Genomic DNA, 20,008 nt, shown 5'->3' with positions numbered 1-20,008 from the left:
GTTCCGTCCCAACAGACATCATCCGGAACTGCCGCCAAGGCTCAAACGCTACAACCGCCTCATCGCGCGCCGACGAGCCCAGGTTGAGACCACCTTCGCCACTCTCAAACGCCGCATGCGACTGACTTGCATCCGCTACGTTGGTCTGATGAAGGCAAGCGGGCAGGTCCTGCTCGCCTCGATCGCCTTCAACATGAGGCGGTGGGCCACGATCGCGGCCTGAGCCGCCCGCCGAGGGCGACCACTACAGACTTGGCTGGCAATTGCCGTAACCACGGCCCTTCTCCTGCCGTCCTCAACTTCAAAAGCCGATAACGCAACAGGCCCCTTGTGGGAGAGGGTGGCTCGCCGCATAGCGGCGAGAAGGGTGAGGGGTATCGGGCCACGAACGCGATAGTTGGATTTGCCGATAGAACCCCTCATCCGGCGCTGCGCGCCACCTTCTCCCACAAGGGGAGAAGGAAGAAAGCAGCTACGCCCCGATCCTCCGCAGCGCCTCTGCGACCGTCACGATCGGCATGTTGCGCTGTCCGGCGGCCTCCAGCGCATGCCGCATCAGGTCGGGGGTGCAGCCATAGGGGCTCGGCGCGTCCGCGACGTCGTGGCCGTAGAAGATTAGCCACCCGCCGCTCGCCACCGCCTCGTCGAAATAGCGATCGACGCCCGCCTTGTCGATCTCACAATTGACCAAAGGCGACGCACGCAGGAACTGGAGATCGATGACGTCGCTGTTAACGCCGGGAAGGATGCCGCGCGCCGAACGGAAGGCCTTGGCGAGCTGCGGCTTGCGCCAGACCGAGGCAATCCCATAGGGATGGGCGAAGTTCTCCAGATTGATCGAGGAATCGATACTGCGAAAATAGGTGCGGTTCCGCTCGATCTCGCGCGCCATCGCGGCCTCGTCGAGCCTGGCCGAGCTCTGGTGCGAGAAAGTGTGGCAGGCAATCTCGTGACCGGCGCGGTGAAGCCGCACGATCGCATCATCCGACAAGCCGTGCCAATGATCTGACGGCTGGCCGATCAGGCTGCCGGCGAGATAGAACGTACCGCGGCCGCCATGCTCTTCCAGGAGCGCGGCGCCTTCGCCTGCAGCGCTATCCGGGGCATCGTCGAAGGTGAAGCTCACGATCGGCGCATGCGCGGGCAGCCGGTGCGGCGCGGCGCGGAAATGCCGGGCCAGCCGATTGCTCACGCGTCCCTGGAGTGCCGACCACACGACTGCGTTTCCCGTGATTCCGTATGTCTGTACTGAAACATTCGCGCGCTGGTCGAGGCAAGCCTAACGCCTGGGTAATCCTAACGCGGAACCAATATCCTTCGGCTAACGCGCAAGGACCGGCGCTTCGGCTTCCACACTGAGATATTGCAACCAATTGCGGAAAAGCACCGCAGCCGCGCTGCCGGCGCCGATATCGGCGCGCAAATTCAGCCCAGGCAATTCGTTGGTGAGCGCCGGATGGCGCTGGTGTGCCGCCTTCTTCTCGAACCGGACCAATTTCTCTTCCGTCGCTGCGTCAAAATAGCTCACGGGCAGGCGCGGATAAGTCTCACGCTCCCGCGCAAGGTAGCGGCCGATGTCGCGCAGATATTCGCGCTGGAGCGACAGCGCGTCATATTCCGGATGCCCCTGGAAGAACACGAACCGGCTGGCATATTGGCGAACGAAAACGTCGACGCCGGCCTCGGCCGAGCGTGTCAGCACCTGGTAACCGGCCTGCACCAGGTCGCTCTCCGCGAGCTCGTTCAGGCGCGAATGCGACACCTTCAGCGGCGCCGGCGCGGCACGCGTCAGGGCATCGCTCGTCACGGCGTCGCAATCGAAGATGCCGTGGCATTTGGCCGGCAGCCGCCGTCGTTCGATGCCGTCGAGGTGCAGCACCGCCGCATGCGCGGCAAGGCACGACCAGATGGTCGATCGTGTGTTGGTCTTGGCCCAGTCAATGAGGTCGGAGAGGTCGCGCCAGTACGGTTCCTGGTCGAGCTCGGGCGCGATGGGCTCTGCGCCTGTCACGATCAGCCCATCGAATTTCTGGCGCTTCAGATCGGACAAGTCCGAATATTCGCTCTCGACATGCCACTTCGCTTCCGGCGAACGCTTCACGCTGGGCAGCGAGAAGCAGTGGAAGCGGATGCGGCGCGGACCCGCGGCAGCCTGAAGCAGCTTCAAGAACTGACGCTCGGTCGCCTTCAGCGCCGGATCCGGCATGTTGTTGACGAGCCCGATCGTGAGCTCAGCGGCGTGATCGCGCGCGAGATCGCGCTCGGCCGGCACCAGCGCCGGGCTCGATATAACTTGATCCCTGTCGATCAAGATCGTCATTGGCGAGACCGCCTACTCCGCGGCCTCGAGGCGCGCCGCCCGACAGGCCTTGTCCAGCGCCTGGTCGATGTCCTCGATGATGTCGGAGACGTGTTCGATGCCGATCGAGAGGCGGATGGTTTCCGGCAGCACGCCGGCGACGCGCTGCTGCTCTGCCGACATCTGCCGGTGGGTGGTCGAGGCCGGATGGCAGGCCAGCGACTTGGCATCGCCGATATTGACGAGGCGCGTGATCAGCTTCAGCGCGTCATAGAAGGACTTGCCGGCTTCCATCCCGCCCTTGATGCCGAAGGTGAACAGCGAGGAGGCGTTGCCATCGAGATATTTCTGCACCAACGGATAATAGGGGCTGTCGGGAAAGCCGGTGTAATTGACCCAGGCGACGCGCGGGTCCTTGCGGAGGAATTCGGCGACCTTGCGGGCGTTCTCGACATGGCGCTCCATGCGCAGCGCCACGGTCTCGATGCCCTGCAGCAGCAGGAAGGCGTTGAACGGCGACAGCACCGAGCCCATGGTGCGCTGATAGACGCTGCGCGCGCGCTCGATATAGGCGGTGCGGCCGAAGCGCTCGGCATAGACGAGGCCGTGATAGGAGGCGTCGGGCTTGTTGTAGGCCGGGAAACGGTCGGCGTGCTTGGCCCAGGGGAAGTTCCCGGAATCGACGATGGCGCCGCCGAGCGTGGTGCCGTGGCCTCCGAGAAACTTTGTCAGCGAATGCACGGCGATGTCGGCGCCGTAGTCGAACGGCTTGAGCAGGATCGGGGTTGCGACGGTGTTGTCGACGATCAGCGGCACGCCATGCGCATGCGCGACCTTGGCCAGCGCCTCGATGTCGCAGACATTGCCGGCGGGATTGCCGATGGTCTCGGCGAACACCGCGCGGGTGTTCTCGTCGATCAACTTCTCGACCGCCTCCGGCTTGTCGCTCTCGGCGAAGCGGCCGGTGATGCCCTGCCGCGGCAGGATGTGCGAGAGCAGCGTGTGCGTGGTGCCGTAAAGCTGCGGCATGGAAACGATGTTGCCCCCGTGATCGGCGACGTTGACGAAGGCGAAATGCAGCGCCGCCTGGCCGGTCGCGACCGCGAGCGCGCCGACACCGCCTTCGAGCTGGGCGATACGCTTCTCCAGCACGGCGCTGGTCGGATTGGCGATGCGGCTGTAGCGAAAGCCTTCGGCCTCGAGATTGAAGAGCGCTGCGCCGTGATCGGCGCTATCGAAAGCGTAGGCCGCCGTCTGGTAGATCGGCACGGCGACCGCATGCGTGGTCGCTTCGGGCTCGTAGCCGGCGTGAATAGCGATCGTCTCGTTGCGCATCGTGCCACCTCCGCGTGGGGCGGGCCGCACTTATTGGCCTGTATGAGGCATGTGCGTTGTCCGCCGCCCCCCGTGTTAGAGGCGGGTGGTAAAGCGGACAATAATTCGCCTAGAGATCGAGGAAGTAACCCTAATGCTTGTCGGCGAATTGGCCGGAATCCGGGTTAAAGCGGATTAACGAAGTGCGACTTTGCACGGCAGTGGCGGCGCCATGCCTTCTCCTTGCGGAGAAGGTGGCGCCGCCAATGCGGCGACAACCGGCTTGGACTAGGCCATGCTCTCCCACAGCCGATGCGCGAGCACGCCGGCGCGTTTCTCGATCGCGGCCGCCGCGTCGAGCGCGAGGTCCTCGCGATAGCGCCCGGCAATGAGCTGCACGCCGATCGGCTTACCATCGTGCACGGCCACCGGCACCACGGCGCCGGGCAGGCCCAGCACGTTGATCGCGGAGATGAAGCGGATCTCGCCCCTGAAGATCTCGCGGACGCGCTCGGGGCTGACGGTATCCTCGCGCGGGCCCGGCGTCGGCTTCACCGTGGTCGGCGCCAGCACGACCGGGTACTCCTCGAAGAACAATTGCCAGGCGCGGATGTGGCCGTTGCGCGCGGCGGTCGCCTGCATCCAGGCCTTGAGATCGAGCACATTGGCCTTGGCCTTCATGCCGCCCCAGGCCTTGTGGAAATCCTCGGAGGTGACCTTCAACATGCCCGCCTCCTGCATCACCACGGTCTCGTTGGTGATGATGTCGCACCAGGTCTGCCAGACGCCGTTGATGTCGGGCACCTCGACCTCGCTGACGCGGTAGCCGGAACGTTCGAGATGATCGGCGGCCTGGCGCAGTGCGGCGCGTACGGAGGGGTCGACCTCCATGTCCTCGGGGATCTTGGCCAGCGCCACCTTGATCGGCCCCTTCGGCCTCTCGCCGACCAGCGGCGCCGGCACCCACCAGGGATCGCGCGGATCGCGCCGGCTCATCACCTCGAGTGCAAGGCGAACGTCCGCGACATGGCGCGCGAGCGGCCCCTGCGCCGACATCAGATGCGCCAGCATCGGTCGCTCGGCCGTTGCGCTTGCGTTGAACGCGGGGATACGTCCCTGCGTCGGCTTGATGGTGGCGACACCGTTGCAATGCGCGGGCCAGCGCAGCGAGCCGCCGATGTCATTGCCATGGGCGATGGTGCCAATGCCGGCGGCGACAGCCGAACCGGCACCGCCCGACGAGCCGCCGCAGGTGATATCTGGATCCCAGGGATTGAGCGTCAGCCCGTGCAGGGGATTGTCGGTAAAACCGCGAAAGGAGAATTCCGGCGTGTTGGTGAGCCCGATGACGATCGCACCGGCCTTCTTCAGGTTGCGCACCACGGGCGCATCCGACGGCGCGACCAGGTCCTTGTTGGCGGGCACGCCGTTGAAGTTCGGCCGCCCCTCGTAATCGACGTTTTCCTTGATGGTGATGGGCACGCCGTGCAGGAGGCCGAGCTCCCCGCCCTTGGCGCGCTGCTTGTCCGCGGCATGCGCGGCCTTCAACGCCTCTTCCGAGAGATCGACGACGACGGCGTTCAGCTTCGGATTGACGGCGCGCATCCGTTCGAGATGCGCTTCGACGGTCTCGACGGCGGAGATCGCGCCGGAGCGGATCGCAGCCGCGGTCTCCACCGCGGACCATTGCCAGGCCGGTCCCTTGGGGCGGCGCGATGAAGCCGGCTTGAGCTGCGCGACCTTCTTGGCCTTCTTCGCAACAACGGCCTTGCGGCTTGCGCTGGTCTTGCTGGAGGTTTTCGCCGGTTTCTTCGAAGCAGTCTTCTTCTTGGCAGTCTTCTTGGCCGTCTTCTTCGCCACGTCGCATCTCCTGAAATTGCGCCGAGGAAGTTACGGATGGCGAAACGATGTGTACAGGTGCGTTTTCTGCATGGGCCAACGGCGCGACGCGGCGAATTGTCCGCGATCGCGCCGCTTGCGCTATTCCGCGGGGCAGACCGCGACGGCCGCCGGAGCGCGGTCGAGCCGCAGGCTCCACAGCGCCAGCACCAGACCGACAGCGGTGATGCCGGCTGCGACCAGAGGCAGCGCCGAGAGGCCGAACCCGCGGTCGATGGCGACGCCGCCGGCCCAGGCGCCGAGCGCGTTACCGAGATTGAACGCGGCGATGTTGAGGCTGGAGGCGAGCGTCCGGCCGCTGGGGCCGGCCGCTTCCAGCACGCGAAGCTGGAGCGGGGCGACGGTCGAAAAGGCGGCGATGCCCAGCAGCAGGATCAGCGCGATCGCGGGGATCTTGACCGACAGCACGGCGGCAAGGCCAAGCAGCACGATGGCGAGCGCGGCGAGCGTTCCGATCAACGCGCCGGCGAGGCCCCGGTCGGCGAGCTTGCCGCCGGCAACGTTGCCGATCGCGAGGCCGACGCCGAACACCAGCAGGATCGGCGACACCGCTGCTTCCGAAAAGCCGGTGAAGCGCGTCAGGATCGGCTGGATGTAAGTGAAGACGACGAACAGGCCGGCAAAGCCGAACACGGTCATGGCAAGGCCGAGCAACACTTGCGGGCGGCCGAGCACCGATACTTCCTCGGCAAGCGAGACCGGCTTGTCGCCGTTGCCGACATGGCCGGGCACGAGGGCTGCGACCACGGCAAAGGCGATCACGCCGATGACCGTCACGGCCCAGAACGCCGCGCGCCAGCCGAGCATCAGACCGAACCAGGCGCCGAAGGGCACGCCCAGCAGCGTCGCGACCGTGAGGCCGATGAACATGGTGGAAATTGCGGAGGCCCGCTTGTCCTCGGCGACGAGACTCGTCGCCACCACCGACCCGACGCCGAAGAAAGTACCGTGGGCAAGCGAGGTCAGCACGCGCGCGGCCATCAGCAATTCGTAGTTCGGCGCCAGCGCACAGGCGGCATTGCCGAGCGTGAAGATCGCCATCAGCGCGAGCAGCACGGTTTTGCGCGGCATCCGCCGCGTCGCCAGCGTCAGGACCGGCGCACCGACGAACACGCCGAGCGCATAACCGGAGATGAGCAGGCCCGCGACCGGCACCGAGACATGCATGTCGGCGGCGACCTGGAGCAAGAGGCCCATGATGATGAATTCAGTGGTGCCGATGCCGAAGGCACCGGCGGTGAGCGCGAGGACGGCGGGAGGCATGCGTAGCTCCGATGAATGAGACGAGCCACGCAGATAGCCGTGCCCGGACAAAACCATTAGAATGTCCGCAATCCAATCATTTGTGACGTGAATTCAACATGGCCCGCTTCGACACCAACCGCTCCGCCGAGATGGAGGTCTTCGTCCGCGTCGTCGATCTCGGTGGGTTCACCCAGGCCGCGCGAAAGCTGCGGCTGACGCCGTCGGGCGTGAGCAAGCTGATGTCGCGGCTGGAGGCCCGCCTCGGCTCGCGGCTCGTCAACCGCACCACGCGCAAGCTGACACTGACGGAGGAAGGCCAGGCGTTCTATCAGCGGGCCGTGCGGATCCTCGCGGAGATGGAGGAAGCCGAGCGCGAGGCGGCGTCAGGCACGGCGCCGCGCGGCCGCCTCACGGTGAACAGCAACATCCCGTTCGGCATGCTGCATCTGATGCCGCTGATCCCGCGCTTTCTGGAACAGCATCCCGACGTCACGCTCGATCTCATGCTGACGGACACGACGATCGACCTGATGCAGGAGCGCGCCGACGTCGCGATCCGCGTAGGACCTCTGAAAGCGTCCCGCCTGATCGCGCGCAAGCTCGGCAGCAGCCGCATGGTCGTCGTCGGCACCCCAAACTATCTGGCGCGATTTGGCACGCCCAGAACGCCGGCAGATCTTGCCGCGCACCGCGGCATCGGCTGGACCTTTCCGCGCATCCGCGGCGGATGGCCATTCCGGCGCGGCGATCGCACCGAGGAAGCCGTGCCGCCGCCGGTCGCGCGCGCCAGCGACGGCGAAGCCGCCCGACGCCTCTGCCTCGGCGGCGTCGGCCTCGCGCGCCTCGCCGTCTTTCACATCGGCCCCGACATCGAATCCGGCCGCCTCGTGCCGGTCCTGCAGAACTACAATCCCGGCGACCGCGAAGACATCCACGCCGTCTATGTCGGCCACACCGCCCCCCTGCCCGCACGCGTCCGTGCGTTCATCGATTTCCTCGCCGAGCACGTGCGGGTGAGCGATCCCGCGCTGAAGCGCGCGGGGGACGGGAGGTGGAAGGTGGTGGGGTGAGGCGTGATGGCGGAGAGAGCGTCAGTCAATCCTGATTGGTGCGATCGTGTTCCGCGTGGCTGGACCGTTGACGACACGCCGCCGGCGCTTGCGCGAGGGTGCCGAAACCGCGAAAGTCCTATCTGTTTCAGAACTTGTCAGGGGAATTCCACACAAATGCAGTTCGATGACGTCATCCTCGGTCGCCGGAGTATCCGCGGCTACAAACCCGATCCGGTACCCAAGAAGCTGATTGCGGAAATCATTGGTTTGGCGATGCGCGCTCCGTCGTCGATGAACACCCAGCCCTGGAATTTCTATGTCATCAGCGGCGAACCGCTGGATCGGATCCGCGCCGGCAACACCGAACGGATGGTGGCGGGCATCCCGCAGTCGCGCGAGTTCCGCACGGGCCAGGCCTTTGCAGGCAAGCACCGTGACAGGCAGGTCGGCGTCGCGAAGCAATTATTCTCCGCAATGGGAATCGAGCGCGACAACACGGAAAAGCGCCAGGACTGGGTGCTGCGCGGCTTCCGCCAGTTCGACGCGCCCGTCTGCGTGATCATCACCTATGATCGCGTGCTTGACGGTAGCGACGATACGCCCTTCGACTGCGGCGCCGTGGCGACCGCCCTGGTCAATGCCGCATGGTCCCGCGGGCTCGGCGCCGTGATCAACAGCCAGGGCATCATGCAATCCCCCGTGGTGCGCGAGCACGCGGGCATAGCCGACGATCAAGTCATCATGAAAAGCATCGCGCTGGGCTGGCCGGATGAAACTTTTCCGGCGAATGCGGTGGTGTCGGATCGGAAGTCCGTCGAGGAAGCGACGGTGTTCGTCGGGTTCGAGACGTAGCGGCGTGCGGTCGGAAGGGCTGGAGGCACAGCAGTGATCCGCGCCATCGTCCGACGTGTACTTGTGCTGGCGGCGGCTTTTGCCACTGCCTTGACGCCGGTCATTTGTCTTGGCGAAAGCAGCAAGCCGTTGCCAGCCAAGGCAACGAGGGAACTACCCGCTGAGCTGCTCTCGCTGCTCGAACAAAAGAAGATGCCGAAATATTCACCTATCGTCGTGCGCCTGTTCAAGGAGGAGGCCGAGCTCGAGGTCTGGAAGCAGGACGCGACCGGCCGTTTCCAGATCCTCAAGACCTATCCGATCTGTCGGTGGTCGGGCGATCTCGGGCCGAAATTGCACGAGGGCGACCGACAGGCTCCGGAAGGGTTCTATGCGATTACACCTGAGCTGATGAATCCCAACTCCAACTTCCATCTTTCGATCAACCTCGGCTTCCCCAACACGTTCGACAAGGCGAACAAGCGCAACGGCAGCTTCCTCATGATCCACGGCGACTGCTGGTCGAGCGGTTGCTATGCCATGACCGACGAACAAATAAGCGAAATCTATTCGCTGGCTCGCGACTCGTTCCTCGGCGGCCGGCCGTCGTTCCAGGTCCAGGCCTATCCGTTCCGCCTGACGCCGGCAAACCTGGCGCGGCATCGAAATAGTCCCAACCTGGCCTTCTGGAAAATGCTCAAGATCGGCAACGATCATTTCGAGACGACGCGACTCGAACCAAGGGTGGATGTGTGCGACCGCCGCTATGTGTTCGATGCGCAACCACCGGCGAATTCGCCGTCGCCTCCGGTGTTCAACCCTACCGAAAAATGTCCCCCCTTCGTCGTCAACCCGGAAATCGCGCGGCGGGCGCTGGAGAAGAGGCGCTCCGACGAGCTCGAATACGCGCGATTGCTTGAAGACAATTTGCCGGCTGCCCCGATATACAGCGGACTGGACGGCGGAATGAACAAGGTATTCCTCACACAATTTCCCGGCAGAGTGACGCTTGCGAAAGTCATGCCGTATGCATCCTACCTGCCGCAATTGCCACCGATCCCCTGGATCGACAATGACGGCTCGTTGACGAGTAGATGGTTTGGCAGCTCGTTGGACAAGCCGCCGGAGTGTAATCCGACGCGTGTCGGCTTCCCGTCAGCTCGGTGCTGAACGCTCGTGCGGCGTCCGATGGATCATTAGAAGAGGATGGCATCGGCATTCCGTCCAGGGAATGCTGGCGGCGTCGGAGCGTAGACCTTGAAAAAAAGTTCGTCCCGGCTTGCGAACCAAAGCAAACGGCAACGAGTCCGCCTCCGCCCCGCGGGCTTCGGCGCGACAGCCTTGCGCGAACTTCGTTCGGCCCGCCACTACGAGGGTTTGCCGAAACTGGCCTATCCCTTTCACGATCGCGACGTCGTCGTCACCTCCTGCGGGCGCCTCTGCCTCCACCGCAAGAGAATCAATATCTCCCTGGTGTTGGCCGGCCAGAAGCTCGGCATCAAGGAGGTCGACGAGGGCATTTGGCTCGTCAGCTTCATGCACTATGATCTTGGATATTTCGACCTGGAGCAGAAGACCCTGCAGCCCCTCGACAACCCGTTCGGCACGAGGTTGTCACCCATCTCTTAGGTACGATGCGTTACCCATCTCTTCGGGCTGGACAATTGTGAAGGCTGGCGGAGAGAGTGTCAGTCAATCCCTATTGAAAGATAATGCATTTTCGACCTTCCTGGACCAGGACCCACCATTTGAGCTACCGGCGGAACACGGGTTTTCGCCTACCGACAAAGCCTGTTCCGCGAATAGCCCGTCATCGACAAGAATGCCATCAAGCGACTGGCGAGAGGTAGATCGCCCCGGTACCGCTCTGCCTGGACGCCGACCAGTCTTTTCGCGAAACGCGGAGCAGGAGCCGCGCTGGCCGTTGTGGGTGGTCACGAGCCGACGTGCAGCCCGCCCTGCCCCGTCCGCTCGCCCCTTGAGAGAAGACATCCGAGTAGCGACGCTTGGGCAAATTGCGAACGGTGCCCCAGGCGATCTCCATGCAATCCTGCCGCAGCTGCCCGAGGCGCGACGGCACAGCGGGCACCTGCTCAACTCGCAACCGGACCACCAGATCCGGTTGTACCGTCACGGGACTCACTTATCACCTCATAGACACGGGTTGCGACCGTCATCCCTTTCGCGGTAACCGTGTCCACGAATCGGCAATCAAAACGACGTTTGATACGCGCGTAGACCGCCTCGCTGATGAGAATTTGGGTGTCATACTGCTTATTCAGCCCCTCCAATCGAGCAGCAAGATTTACGACGTTTCCCAGCGCCGTGTAGTTCATGCGCTCCGATGAACCCAGATTGCCGATCACGGCTTCGCCGACATGGATGCCAAAACGCGTGTAGAATGGGGGCAAGCCCTCTGCCTCAAACAGGAGATTGATCTCTTCATTAGCCGCCTTCGCCCGCAACGCGGCGCGGCATGCGCGCTCGCAATGGTCACTTTGCGGATTGGGCGCATTCCAGAATGCCATCACGGCGTCTCCAATGAACTTGTCGACCGTACCGCCGTGCGCCATGATGACGTCTGTTAGCGCCGTGAAATAGCGTGACGTCTGCTGCATCAGGACATCAGGATCCGCGTTTTCCGCGATTGAGGTGAAGCCTCGCACGTCGGTGAACAGTGCCGTGATCTCGCGCCGTGTACCGCCGAGTTCTGTCGATATGGAATTGTCGAGCACGCCCCGCACGATCTCGCGAGGCGCGAGCCGAGAAAACGACCAGATCGCGCGTTGCGCCTTGTGGATCGTCTCGCCCAAGGTACCGAGCTCAGAGATGAACGAACCGATCGCCGCCGCCGGCGGAGGAGCCATCGCTTGCAAACGATCCGCCTCAGCCGTGATGGCTCCAATCGTCTTCGACATTCGTGTACCAAATATCCAAGCTGCTGGAATGAAAACGAGACAAGCCATTATTGCCCATATCTGCGCCTTGCGATTAAGCGCACGAATCTCCTTTGCGAACTGGTCTTGGGGCGCCACGAGGAGAACATTTGCCGTAACCGAGGGGCTGAGTGCGATCGTCTCAATACGGGCGAAATACTCCCTGCCCTTCCAGCTCTGTTTGCGCCAGTAGGGACTGGATTTATTCCAACCGGCGATGATCTCTCCTTCCAGGGTGTCCTGCAAATCGTACACACTGGGAAGCCGAGGAGCCACTGGATCCGCAGAAGTCCGGTCGAACAACGACGCATATTTGGGGTGGGCTATCAAGACGCTATGGCTGTCAAACATGACCTGGTAGCCGCTCTCGCCCAACTTCATGGTGGGCGCCGATCTGCTGTAGCTGTCGAGCTTGAGGTCGATACCGACGACTCCTTGCGTTGTGCCATCGACCGGCGTGCTGAATGTTATCATAGGGACGTTGAGGTTAAACGACAGGTACGGCGCAGAGGTCACCAGCTGACCCGATCTGCGAGCATCGATGTACCAGCTGCGTTGACGCGCATCGTAGCCACGCGGCTGGATCTCCACTTGTCCGATCTGGTTACCGGACTTGTCCTGAAACACGCGGCGGGTCGGCAATTCTTTGCCATCGAGCCATTGGGTCGTGGTGATCGCAAAGGCCGCCTCGGGCGGTCCTCCCACGCGATCGCGCTGGCTGCCTGCGAGTCCGTCGAGACGCTGTACCTGCAACCAATGGCCATTGTCGTAACCGACATAAATGCTATCCAACGCCGGCCATTGCGCGAGGTTTCCCTTGATAAGACCGGCGGCGGGACTCGACTCGCTCGGAGTAGCCGACTCCATCAAGGCCGGACTGAAGGCCAGGGCTCGAGCCATGCGGGAGAGCATTTCGATCTGAAGCTGCAAGAAGGACACTGAACTTCGGCTCGCTGCATCCATCGTAGAGGTCGCAGCATCCTCCGTGACTAAATCGAGCGTCCTGACTTGTACGAAAAGCAGCAGTGCGGCCAGCGCGCCGATCATCGCCATAACACAAGCGGTCAAGGTGAGACGAAAGCTCATGGTGTATCGAGGCGCTTCCACTATTAGTCTTTGCAGCGGCTCACTCAGACCACCCAGCCGACTCCTGGAGTCTGCCATCTTCTTCAGCGGCTCGTCGCCAATTAATAAATCCCGAGCGTACGGCTGCTCACACCTCAAGCCAACCGGACTGAAGTTGAAGAAGCCGATCGTCGCCGTTCGAATTTCGTCCCATCCGCTACGGGCAATAGTCCCAAAAGCCCTGCGTGCGGGACGTTGCCATCACAATCTCTTGTCTTCCTTGCAGTCTGTGTTCTGCACGAAGGCCGCTCAGCGCGCTACTGGAAGCCAAAAATGCGCTTCCAATCGTCCTTCATGCTAACCATGATCCAACCATTGGAGTCCGCCGCGTCGAGCGCCTTATCGAGTTTTCCGAACGGCGACTTCCGATCATACGCATACTCGCGTGCAGCATCGGTGTGATGCACGATCAGGCCGAAACGCTTGCCCGGTGACAGCGTCGCCCATTGCAGCATCTGGAAGTCGCCATCGGAGTTGCCGAAGGCAGCAATCGGCCGGCGGCCGATATGTGAGTTGATGCCGACCGGCTTGCCAGGCCCGTCGTCGACGAAATCGATGGCAGGCAGGCGGATCAATTGCGCCACACCGTTATCGATCTTGAATTGGGTCTTGATGCTCGATCCGACGACCTGCTCGGGTGGTATTCCGTAAACCCGTTCACTCCAGGGACGCATGAACTCGATGCCACCACCAGACACGATGAAGGTTTTGAAGCCGTTGCTCCGCAGATAGGCAAGCAATTCCAGCATCGGCTGGTAAACTAGGTCGGTGTACGGCTTGTCGAATTTCGGATGACGCGCGCTCGCGATCCAATCGCCGGCGATTTTCTCGAAATCTGCCGTCGTCATGCCGGCATGTGTTGCCATGACGAGCTCGACCAGGCCCTTCTCGCCAGCCTTGGCAAGGGACGCGAGATCGTTGTCGAGAACGGCCTGGAAAGGCTGCTTGCGCCTCCATTCTGGATGCTTGCCGGAAAGCGCCTTCACCCGATCCAACGCAAATGCGAGCTGGACATACATCGGCTGCTCGCACCAGAGCGTGCCGTCGTTGTCGAATGTCGCAATGCGTTCTGGCGCCGGCACAAAGTCCGGCGCCCCTTCTTTCGTAACGGCAGAAACGAAATCCAGGATCGACTTTTTCGAGAGGCCTTCATTCCACGACGGGAGGGGATTTCCCTGCGCCAGCGCTCCGCCGGTCAACGGTGTCGCAGCTGCCGACACGAGCAGCCCTGCCAGGATCGAGCGCCGATCGACCCGAATTCCTCTCATGGATTCTTTCCCTATTCTCTTGCGAGAGTAAAGAACCGAACGGCCCCGAAGACTTCGGAGCCGTCCGGTGCGCGCGATCTAGTTCCCCGTGGGCAAGCCGATGTGGAAGCCGTCCTTGGCAAGTTGATCCCTGAAGAAACTGAATCTCTCATACTGCTGGATCGTGATCGGCCCCGCATAGGTTTCGCTCTGAATCTTCCGCGGAGGATACTTCACGTAGGTCTGCATCAGGTCCTTGATCGCCGCGTTGATCGTGACCAGCGACCATGTGTGCTCCGTATAGTTGTTCATGAAGACATCGTACCGTTCCTGCGGATCCTGCCAGAGATCAAACACCTGCGGGACGGTCGCCACGTAGGATTCCGGTCCCTTCCAGCCGAGATTGCTATCGACCGCCAGGCCGCCGGTCTTTGAGCCGTCGTCCCCGCGCAGGTTGAACACGGCCTTGTAGTTGCCGACACGGGCGGCTCCCGGCGAGAGCTCGGATTCCGTGAAGTAGAACCAGTTCTTGCGCTCCGACTTGCCCGTTCCGAACAGGAGCGGCGACATGTCGATGCTGTCGAAGATGATAGGCTTACCTTCGCGGTCGTTCTCGGGCAGTTTCACTCCGGCGAGCTTGGCGAATGTCGCCATGTAGTCGAGGCCACCGACGACGTCGGCGTTCTTCGTGCCGGCCTTGATACCCGGCCCCCACGCGATCGAGGGAACGCGGTTGCCACCCTCTCGGACCGTACCCTTGGTGCCACGGAACGGCGTATATCCCGCGTCCGGATAGACGTCCTGCCAGGCGCCGTTGTCAGTCGTCCAGAACACATAGGTGTTCTTGTCGAGGCCGAGCTCGCGCACCTTGTCGAGGATCCTGCCGATGCGGGCGTCATTCTCGACGACCGAGTCGGCATATTTCGACTTCGACATCGATTTGCCCTGGAATTCCGGCGCCGGCATGTTAGGCTGATGCACCTTCATGAAGTTGACGTTCATGAAGAACGGTTGCGTCGATGACTTGTTGCGCTCCAGATAATCGAGCGAGGCTTTCTCGACATAGTCGTCGAAGAACGGAATGCCGACCACGCCCTTGTCCGGCGTGTTCACGTACTGCCCATTGATCTTGAAATCTTCCTTCGCTTGTTGGCCGGCATTTCCGGACAATGCACCCTTGGTCACGCGCGTGAACATCGCCCTCAATTCGGGATCCATGTCCGGAAACCACGTCGGGTCGGCGTAGGTGTAAGCATTGAGATGATACAGGCCGGCGTATTTCATCTCGTCGTAGCCCTGAGCGTTCGGCAATGCGTAGTCGGCTTCGCCGAGGTGCCATTTACCCGAGAAGAATGTCTTGTACCCGCCCGTCTTCAGGACCGAAGCGAGCGTCCATTCCGCCGCCGGAAGACCGCCACCCTGGCCCTGGAATGCCACGGTGGTCATGCCGCTGCGGTTCGGAATGCGGCCGGTCTGCATCGCCGCGCGGCCGGGCGTGCAGCTCGGCTGCGCGTAGAAGGACAGGAACTGCATGCCCTCGGTCGCCAGCCTATCGATATTGGGCGTCGGCATGCCGCGATTCTCGCCGCCGAGATAGCAGCCGGCATCCCCGTAACCAAAATCGTCCGACACGATGAAGATGATATGCGGCTTCCCTGCACCCGACGCCGTCGAAGGCTGCGGTGTCTGCTGCGCCTGTGCAGTCTGAACGGACGCCATCGAGGAGAGAGCAGACACAGCGGCAATCGAGGTGGACGCGAACAACAGGTTACGGCGATTGAGCGTATCTCTGGTGGTCTTCTCAGTCATGTCTCTCTCCTGGGCGAGTTACACAGCGGAATCCGAGGTGACTGGTCGATGTGTCGACCGGCTCGGCATGGCGCGCGGCCGGTCGATAGCGTCTGCAATAGTTCGGCGCGCAAAGGTGCGAACCGCCCTTGATGACCTTGCGTGGTATCCTGCTGAGAGGCAGCAACGGGTCGCAGCTGTCGTGCTCGGAGCCGCCGCGCGGATTTTTGGGAATGCAGCACGCCTTTGCAGCATCGGCCTGATGCTTCGGCATGTACCAGTCGCTGGTCCATTCCCAGACGTTGCCGATCATGTCGTAGATGCCATAGCCGTTGGGCGGATAGGACGTTACCGGCGAGGTCCGCTCAAAGCCGTCATCGCGGTTGTTCTCGAACGGAAATCGGCCTTGCCAGGTATTGGCGCGATGTACTCCGCCCGGAGCGAGCTCGTCGCCCCAGGCGAACTCGGCGCCCTCAAGGCCGCCGCGCGCAGCAAATTCCCACTCCGCTTCCGTCGGCAAGTCCTTGCCGGCCCATCGGGCGTAAGCCAAGGCGTCAGCGTGGGTGATATGTACGACCGGATGGTCATCGAGTGACTTGATGTTGCTCTTGGGGCCGTAGGGATGGCGCCAATTCGCTCCCTTGAGAAGCGTCCACCATTGGCTGTAGTCGCGGAGATCGACGGGGTGATCTGGAGGCGTGAAGACGAGCGAGCCGGCGAAGATCAGATGCGGCAGCGCGTCGGGATAGTTCGCGAGATCCGGAGCCACCTCGGCGAACGTCACATGCCCGGTGGCGCGCACAAACTCCTTGAACTGCCGGTTCGTCACCGGCGTTCGATCAATCCAGAATCCGTCGATGCTCACCGTGTGGCATGGGGCTTCTTCGGGATAGTGGCGATCCGATCCCATGCGAAACGTCCCGCCGGGAATGAAGATGCTGTCCGACGTGAGGGTTTCGTCCACGTTCGCAACCGGTCTCTGGGCGATATTCACGAACTTTGCCTCCAGTTACTCGCTCTCGTGATCTCATGCGCCTGCCAGCCGCCATGAGTCCCGAGGCCGAACCACTTGAAGTCATTTCTGGTCCAGATAGGCCAAGACCTCCTGTTCCAATTCCGCGACAAGCTGTTCGTAGTCCGCGACCTTCCGATATCCTTTCGAATCTCCTATCTTCGCCGCCTGTTGCCAGTGGCGAAGCGCTCTCGTTGCCTCCTCGTGATCCGCGCAAACTGATCTAAATTGAGCATTACGCGCGTAGCGGCGTCGAATTTCGAGTTCGCGCTGCGGAAAGCGAGCCACTATTGAACGGACTTCCTCCATGAGGCGGTCCCGATTGACGCCGCGGACAACCATCGTTTGAAGCGCGCGCACAGATCAAGGTACGAACATGTTCGCACCCTGCGAGGCTACGGTGTGCTGGGCCGCTGATGCTGCCTTGATAGCCGTGTTCTGCGACGATCGAGCGCATAGAGGAACCCATTGATTTGAAAGGCGCAAAGAGCCCTGCTCAGAAGGCAGGAGCGTATCGCTCGCTTGTGAGTTGCAAAGGCCGGTTCAAAGAAGCTAACCTTCATCTGCTGCCCATGGGCTCGCCAGTTCAATGCGTGAGTTGCCCTTGTCTACCGGTCCGGCAAGCTGTCCTGCTGACGCCGCGATCCGCGAGGGCGCCGAGGTGCCGCCGGCGCAGGTCCTCGTCGAGCTGGAACGCGTCCTCGCGAGCCAGCATTTCCAGGCGAGCGAGCGGCGTCGCACCTTCCTTCGCTTCATCGTCGAGGAGACGCTTGCAGGCCGCAGCGACGGCCTGAAGGGCTATACCATCGCGTTAGCCGTGTTCGGCCGTGAGGAGTCGTTCGACCCTCAGGCCGATCCGGTCGTCCGCCTCGAAGCCCGCCGATTGCGGCGGGATCTCGACAGCTACTATGTAGACGCTGGACAAAACAACCTGGTGCGGATCGCCATTCCCAAGGGATCGAATGTTCCCTCTTTCGAGTGGTCGGCATACCGAACAGCGCGCTCACCCCCCGCGCCGGAAGCGGACCCTGGTGATCCTCCACAATCGGATGTCGTCAGGGGCATCGGCAGCAAGAGCAAGCTCGGCTTCCGAAACGCGTTGATTGCCGCGGCTTTCGCGGTGACGTTGTTCATTGGCCTCGCAGCGTCGTGGATCTGGATAGGCGCGAGAGCGCCCCCGTCAGTGCCCTCTCACGACCCTGCCGTTCTCATCATGCCATTCGAGGCACTAAGCCCCGGCGAGAGCTCGCGCTATCTTGCCATGGGCATCGGTCAGGAATTGACCAGCAACCTTTTTCAGTTTGAAGGCTTTCGGCTCTTCACCTCCCCATCCGGCGTTGGTCAGCCACCAAACCAATCGTCGGCACAACTCAACCGGCCTGACCTTGCTTATGTCATCAACGGCAGCGTGCAGACGAATGCCCAAGAAGTGCGAGTGACAATCACCGTTTCAAGTGCAAGCAGCGGGCAGGTCATCTGGACGCGAACATACACGCGATCGACCGACCCCCAATCTCTCATGGAGACTCAGAGGCAGCTTGCCAATGAAATCGCGTCCATCATCGGTCAGCCCTCTGGGGTGTTGCGGAACGACATCGGCAACAATCCGTCTCCCCACAACATGGCAAGCTACACCTGCGTATTGCGAGCTTACGGATATCAGCGCACTTTCGCCGGTGCGCTCTTCGACCCCATCATGCGGTGTCTCGAGGAGACCGTTCAACGGGATCCCGAATATAGCGATGCGTGGGCGATGCTCGGATGGCTGCATGTTCACGCAGGCCGCATGGCCTACACGGGGGCGGACAATATCCAAAAGGAATACGCGAAAGCCCTGGAGGCAACCTCACGTGCGGTGAAGCTTCAGCCGAACAATCCACTCGCACTAAAGGCCCTCGCCGCGACCTATCATTTTTTGGGACGCTATGAAGAAAGTGACCGCATCGGCCGGCAAGTGGTCCGTCTCAATCCGAACGATCCCGATGCGCTCGGCCAATTCGGCTGGCGGCTCGCCGTCCGAGGAAACTTTTCGGAAGGTGTGCCGATGCTCAAACGAGCGATAGAACGCTCGGTGAGTCCTCCAGCCTGGTATTTTCATTTCATTGCGGTCGATCTGTATATGAAGGGCGAGTATGAGCAAATGCTGCATGTCGCTGAGCAGGCCGCGCTGAGCGATACGGGATTCAGTCAGTTATTGATCGCAATTGCGAACGCGGAGTTGGGCCGTCGCGGCGCCGCAGAGGTCGCACTGGAGAAAATGTCGCGGTATGAACCCTTGGCTCGCGATCCGGCAGGCTTCCTTCGCCGCAATGGCGCGGCCGATCAGGTCGTTGACGCCCTCATGGCCGGCTTGCGCAAGGCCAGATCGCTCACCTCCGGGTGAGGCGCCAGCGGGTCACTTTGAGACCTCACGCTGTTGCACTTTGCACGTTTTCTTCATCCCCGATAGCGCCATGCACGTCGCTCGGGCTCCGGTAGTCCACTTCTAGGGCGGTGTTACGACTTGGGTAGGTCGTCGCGCCGTCTACAGTCGCGATTGATGTAACTTTTCGTCAATTCGCACTCACGAATTCCCTTCGAGTCGTTGGACGAGCAGTCCGGCTAGCGTCGCCTGCTTATAATCCGTCAGGAGGACGTTTGCAGTCGCACGGCGCGTTCGCTCCTCGACGGGCTGAGCACAGCGCCGCCCACGATGCGCATCGTGCGAGCAATTTCAGGTGAGTCGCCTGGTACTCAGGGGAGCAGCGGCCCGAACGCCATGTCTCAAGTGCAACTCGTAGGCCGCATGCCATTAGGCTCCTTCGAATGGCCCCCGCTATAACGATTCCTATATTTGCCGGATTTGCGACGGGCTAAAGGGGGCGTTGCAACAGCGTGCTATCCCGCGCAACCTAGTCCAAATCGTAGTCTGGCGCACAAAATCTGAGCGACCCGAGACATAGGTGACAGAACGTACCGGACACATGGGTTACACTTTCTGCTTTTGTTCTGCGGGAGGTGGCGATGCCGTGGAGAGCGAGTTCGGTCATGGAAGAACGCCTTCGCTTTGTCGCCCGGCTTCTGGAAGGAGAAGCCATGTCCGAGGTCTGTCGCGAGTTCGGCATCTCGCGGAAGACCGGCTACAAGATCTTCGATCGCTATAAAGAGCACGGTCTCGAGGCCCTGAGCGATCGCTCCCGGCGGCCGGTCCGCTATGCCAATCAGCTGCCAAGCCAGATCGAGACCCTGATCGTGCAGCTCAAGGCCGAGAAGCCGCATTG

Annotated in this window: 16 protein-coding genes and 1 pseudogene; 7 read left to right on the top strand and 10 right to left on the bottom strand. The window is 62.1% G+C overall.

The genetic code is table 11. The annotated features are described in order from the left end of the window. A partial coding sequence (locus GA0061098_RS42025; RefSeq protein WP_165637961.1) for a transposase occupies nucleotides 1-223 on the top strand: 223 nt, incomplete at its 5' end. Between the two features lie 249 nt (nucleotides 224-472). Here GA0061098_RS42025 and GA0061098_RS42020 read toward each other — a convergent pair. The 5 genes from GA0061098_RS42020 to GA0061098_RS42000 all read right to left on the bottom strand — a co-directional run bounded on the left by GA0061098_RS42020 (nucleotide 473) and on the right by GA0061098_RS42000 (nucleotide 6,775). Then, on the bottom strand, nucleotides 473-1,216 hold the full coding sequence (locus GA0061098_RS42020; protein WP_091967734.1) for a polysaccharide deacetylase family protein: 744 nt from the start codon (nucleotides 1,214-1,216) through the stop codon (nucleotides 473-475). A 105-nt stretch (nucleotides 1,217-1,321) separates the two neighbouring features. Then, nucleotides 1,322-2,320, bottom strand: coding sequence for a homoserine O-succinyltransferase MetA (gene metA / locus GA0061098_RS42015; protein WP_091967731.1), 999 nt, complete (start codon nucleotides 2,318-2,320; stop codon nucleotides 1,322-1,324). A gap of 12 nt (nucleotides 2,321-2,332) precedes the next feature. Next, the gene (locus GA0061098_RS42010) at nucleotides 2,333-3,634 is read right to left on the bottom strand and encodes an O-acetylhomoserine aminocarboxypropyltransferase/cysteine synthase family protein (RefSeq protein ID WP_091967728.1); all 1,302 of its coding nucleotides are present in this window, start codon (nucleotides 3,632-3,634) and stop codon (nucleotides 2,333-2,335) included. A gap of 267 nt (nucleotides 3,635-3,901) precedes the next feature. Next, nucleotides 3,902-5,473 carry an amidase family protein gene (locus GA0061098_RS42005; protein ID WP_091967725.1) on the bottom strand — a complete coding sequence of 524 codons (1,572 nt, stop codon included), beginning with the start codon at nucleotides 5,471-5,473 and terminating at the stop codon, nucleotides 3,902-3,904. A gap of 120 nt (nucleotides 5,474-5,593) precedes the next feature. Next, entirely contained in the window at nucleotides 5,594-6,775 is a 1,182-nt protein-coding gene (locus tag GA0061098_RS42000; RefSeq protein WP_165637960.1) for an MFS transporter, read from the bottom strand. A 98-nt stretch (nucleotides 6,776-6,873) separates the two neighbouring features. Between GA0061098_RS42000 and GA0061098_RS41995 the strand changes: the two genes are divergently transcribed. From GA0061098_RS41995 to GA0061098_RS41980, 4 genes and pseudogenes are all read left to right on the top strand, one after another. Next, nucleotides 6,874-7,827, top strand: a complete 954-nt coding sequence (locus GA0061098_RS41995; protein WP_091967719.1) for a LysR family transcriptional regulator — start codon at nucleotides 6,874-6,876, stop codon at nucleotides 7,825-7,827. Between the two features lie 156 nt (nucleotides 7,828-7,983). Beyond that, nucleotides 7,984-8,661: a nitroreductase gene (locus tag GA0061098_RS41990; RefSeq protein WP_091967716.1), complete on the top strand. Its 678-nt coding sequence runs from the start codon at nucleotides 7,984-7,986 to the stop codon at nucleotides 8,659-8,661. A gap of 33 nt (nucleotides 8,662-8,694) precedes the next feature. Continuing rightward, nucleotides 8,695-9,810, top strand: coding sequence for a L,D-transpeptidase family protein (locus tag GA0061098_RS41985; RefSeq protein ID WP_245323975.1), 1,116 nt, complete (start codon nucleotides 8,695-8,697; stop codon nucleotides 9,808-9,810). 186 nt (nucleotides 9,811-9,996) lie between these two features. Further along, a pseudogene (locus tag GA0061098_RS41980) lies at nucleotides 9,997-10,269 on the top strand (IS481 family transposase); the annotation flags it as partial. Between the two features lie 464 nt (nucleotides 10,270-10,733). Here the strand turns inward: GA0061098_RS41980 and GA0061098_RS41975 are convergent. From GA0061098_RS41975 to GA0061098_RS41955, 5 genes are all read right to left on the bottom strand, one after another. Further along, nucleotides 10,734-12,662, bottom strand: coding sequence for an adenylate/guanylate cyclase domain-containing protein (locus GA0061098_RS41975; RefSeq protein WP_165637959.1), 1,929 nt, complete (start codon nucleotides 12,660-12,662; stop codon nucleotides 10,734-10,736). Between the two features lie 296 nt (nucleotides 12,663-12,958). After that, nucleotides 12,959-13,969, bottom strand: a complete 1,011-nt coding sequence (locus GA0061098_RS41970) for an HAD family hydrolase (RefSeq protein WP_091967708.1) — start codon at nucleotides 13,967-13,969, stop codon at nucleotides 12,959-12,961. Nucleotides 13,970-14,047: 78 nt separating this feature from the next. Beyond that, nucleotides 14,048-15,757 (bottom strand): arylsulfatase, encoded by a 1,710-nt coding sequence (locus GA0061098_RS41965; protein ID WP_091967706.1) that lies wholly within the window; start codon nucleotides 15,755-15,757, stop codon nucleotides 14,048-14,050. Continuing rightward, nucleotides 15,750-16,700, bottom strand: a complete 951-nt coding sequence (locus tag GA0061098_RS41960) for a formylglycine-generating enzyme family protein (protein ID WP_283808045.1) — start codon at nucleotides 16,698-16,700, stop codon at nucleotides 15,750-15,752. The genes GA0061098_RS41965 and GA0061098_RS41960 overlap by 8 nt, the downstream gene beginning before the upstream one ends. Before the next feature lie 111 nt (nucleotides 16,701-16,811). Further along, nucleotides 16,812-17,057 carry a hypothetical protein gene (locus tag GA0061098_RS41955; protein WP_245323972.1) on the bottom strand — a complete coding sequence of 82 codons (246 nt, stop codon included), beginning with the start codon at nucleotides 17,055-17,057 and terminating at the stop codon, nucleotides 16,812-16,814. A 295-nt stretch (nucleotides 17,058-17,352) separates the two neighbouring features. Here GA0061098_RS41955 and GA0061098_RS41950 point away from each other — a divergent pair, with 295 nt between their 5' ends. Next, entirely contained in the window at nucleotides 17,353-19,131 is a 1,779-nt protein-coding gene (locus GA0061098_RS41950; protein WP_245323971.1) for a tetratricopeptide repeat protein, read from the top strand. A gap of 620 nt (nucleotides 19,132-19,751) precedes the next feature. Beyond that, a partial coding sequence (locus tag GA0061098_RS41945; RefSeq protein WP_129591105.1) for a helix-turn-helix domain-containing protein occupies nucleotides 19,752-20,008 on the top strand: 257 nt, incomplete at its 3' end.

Origin of the sequence: Bradyrhizobium shewense (assembly GCF_900094605.1) — a bacterium.
GTDB lineage: Bacteria > Pseudomonadota > Alphaproteobacteria > Rhizobiales > Xanthobacteraceae > Bradyrhizobium > Bradyrhizobium shewense.
The sequence above is the reverse complement of the archived record's forward strand: the minus strand, read 5'-3'. Positions and strand labels throughout refer to the sequence as shown.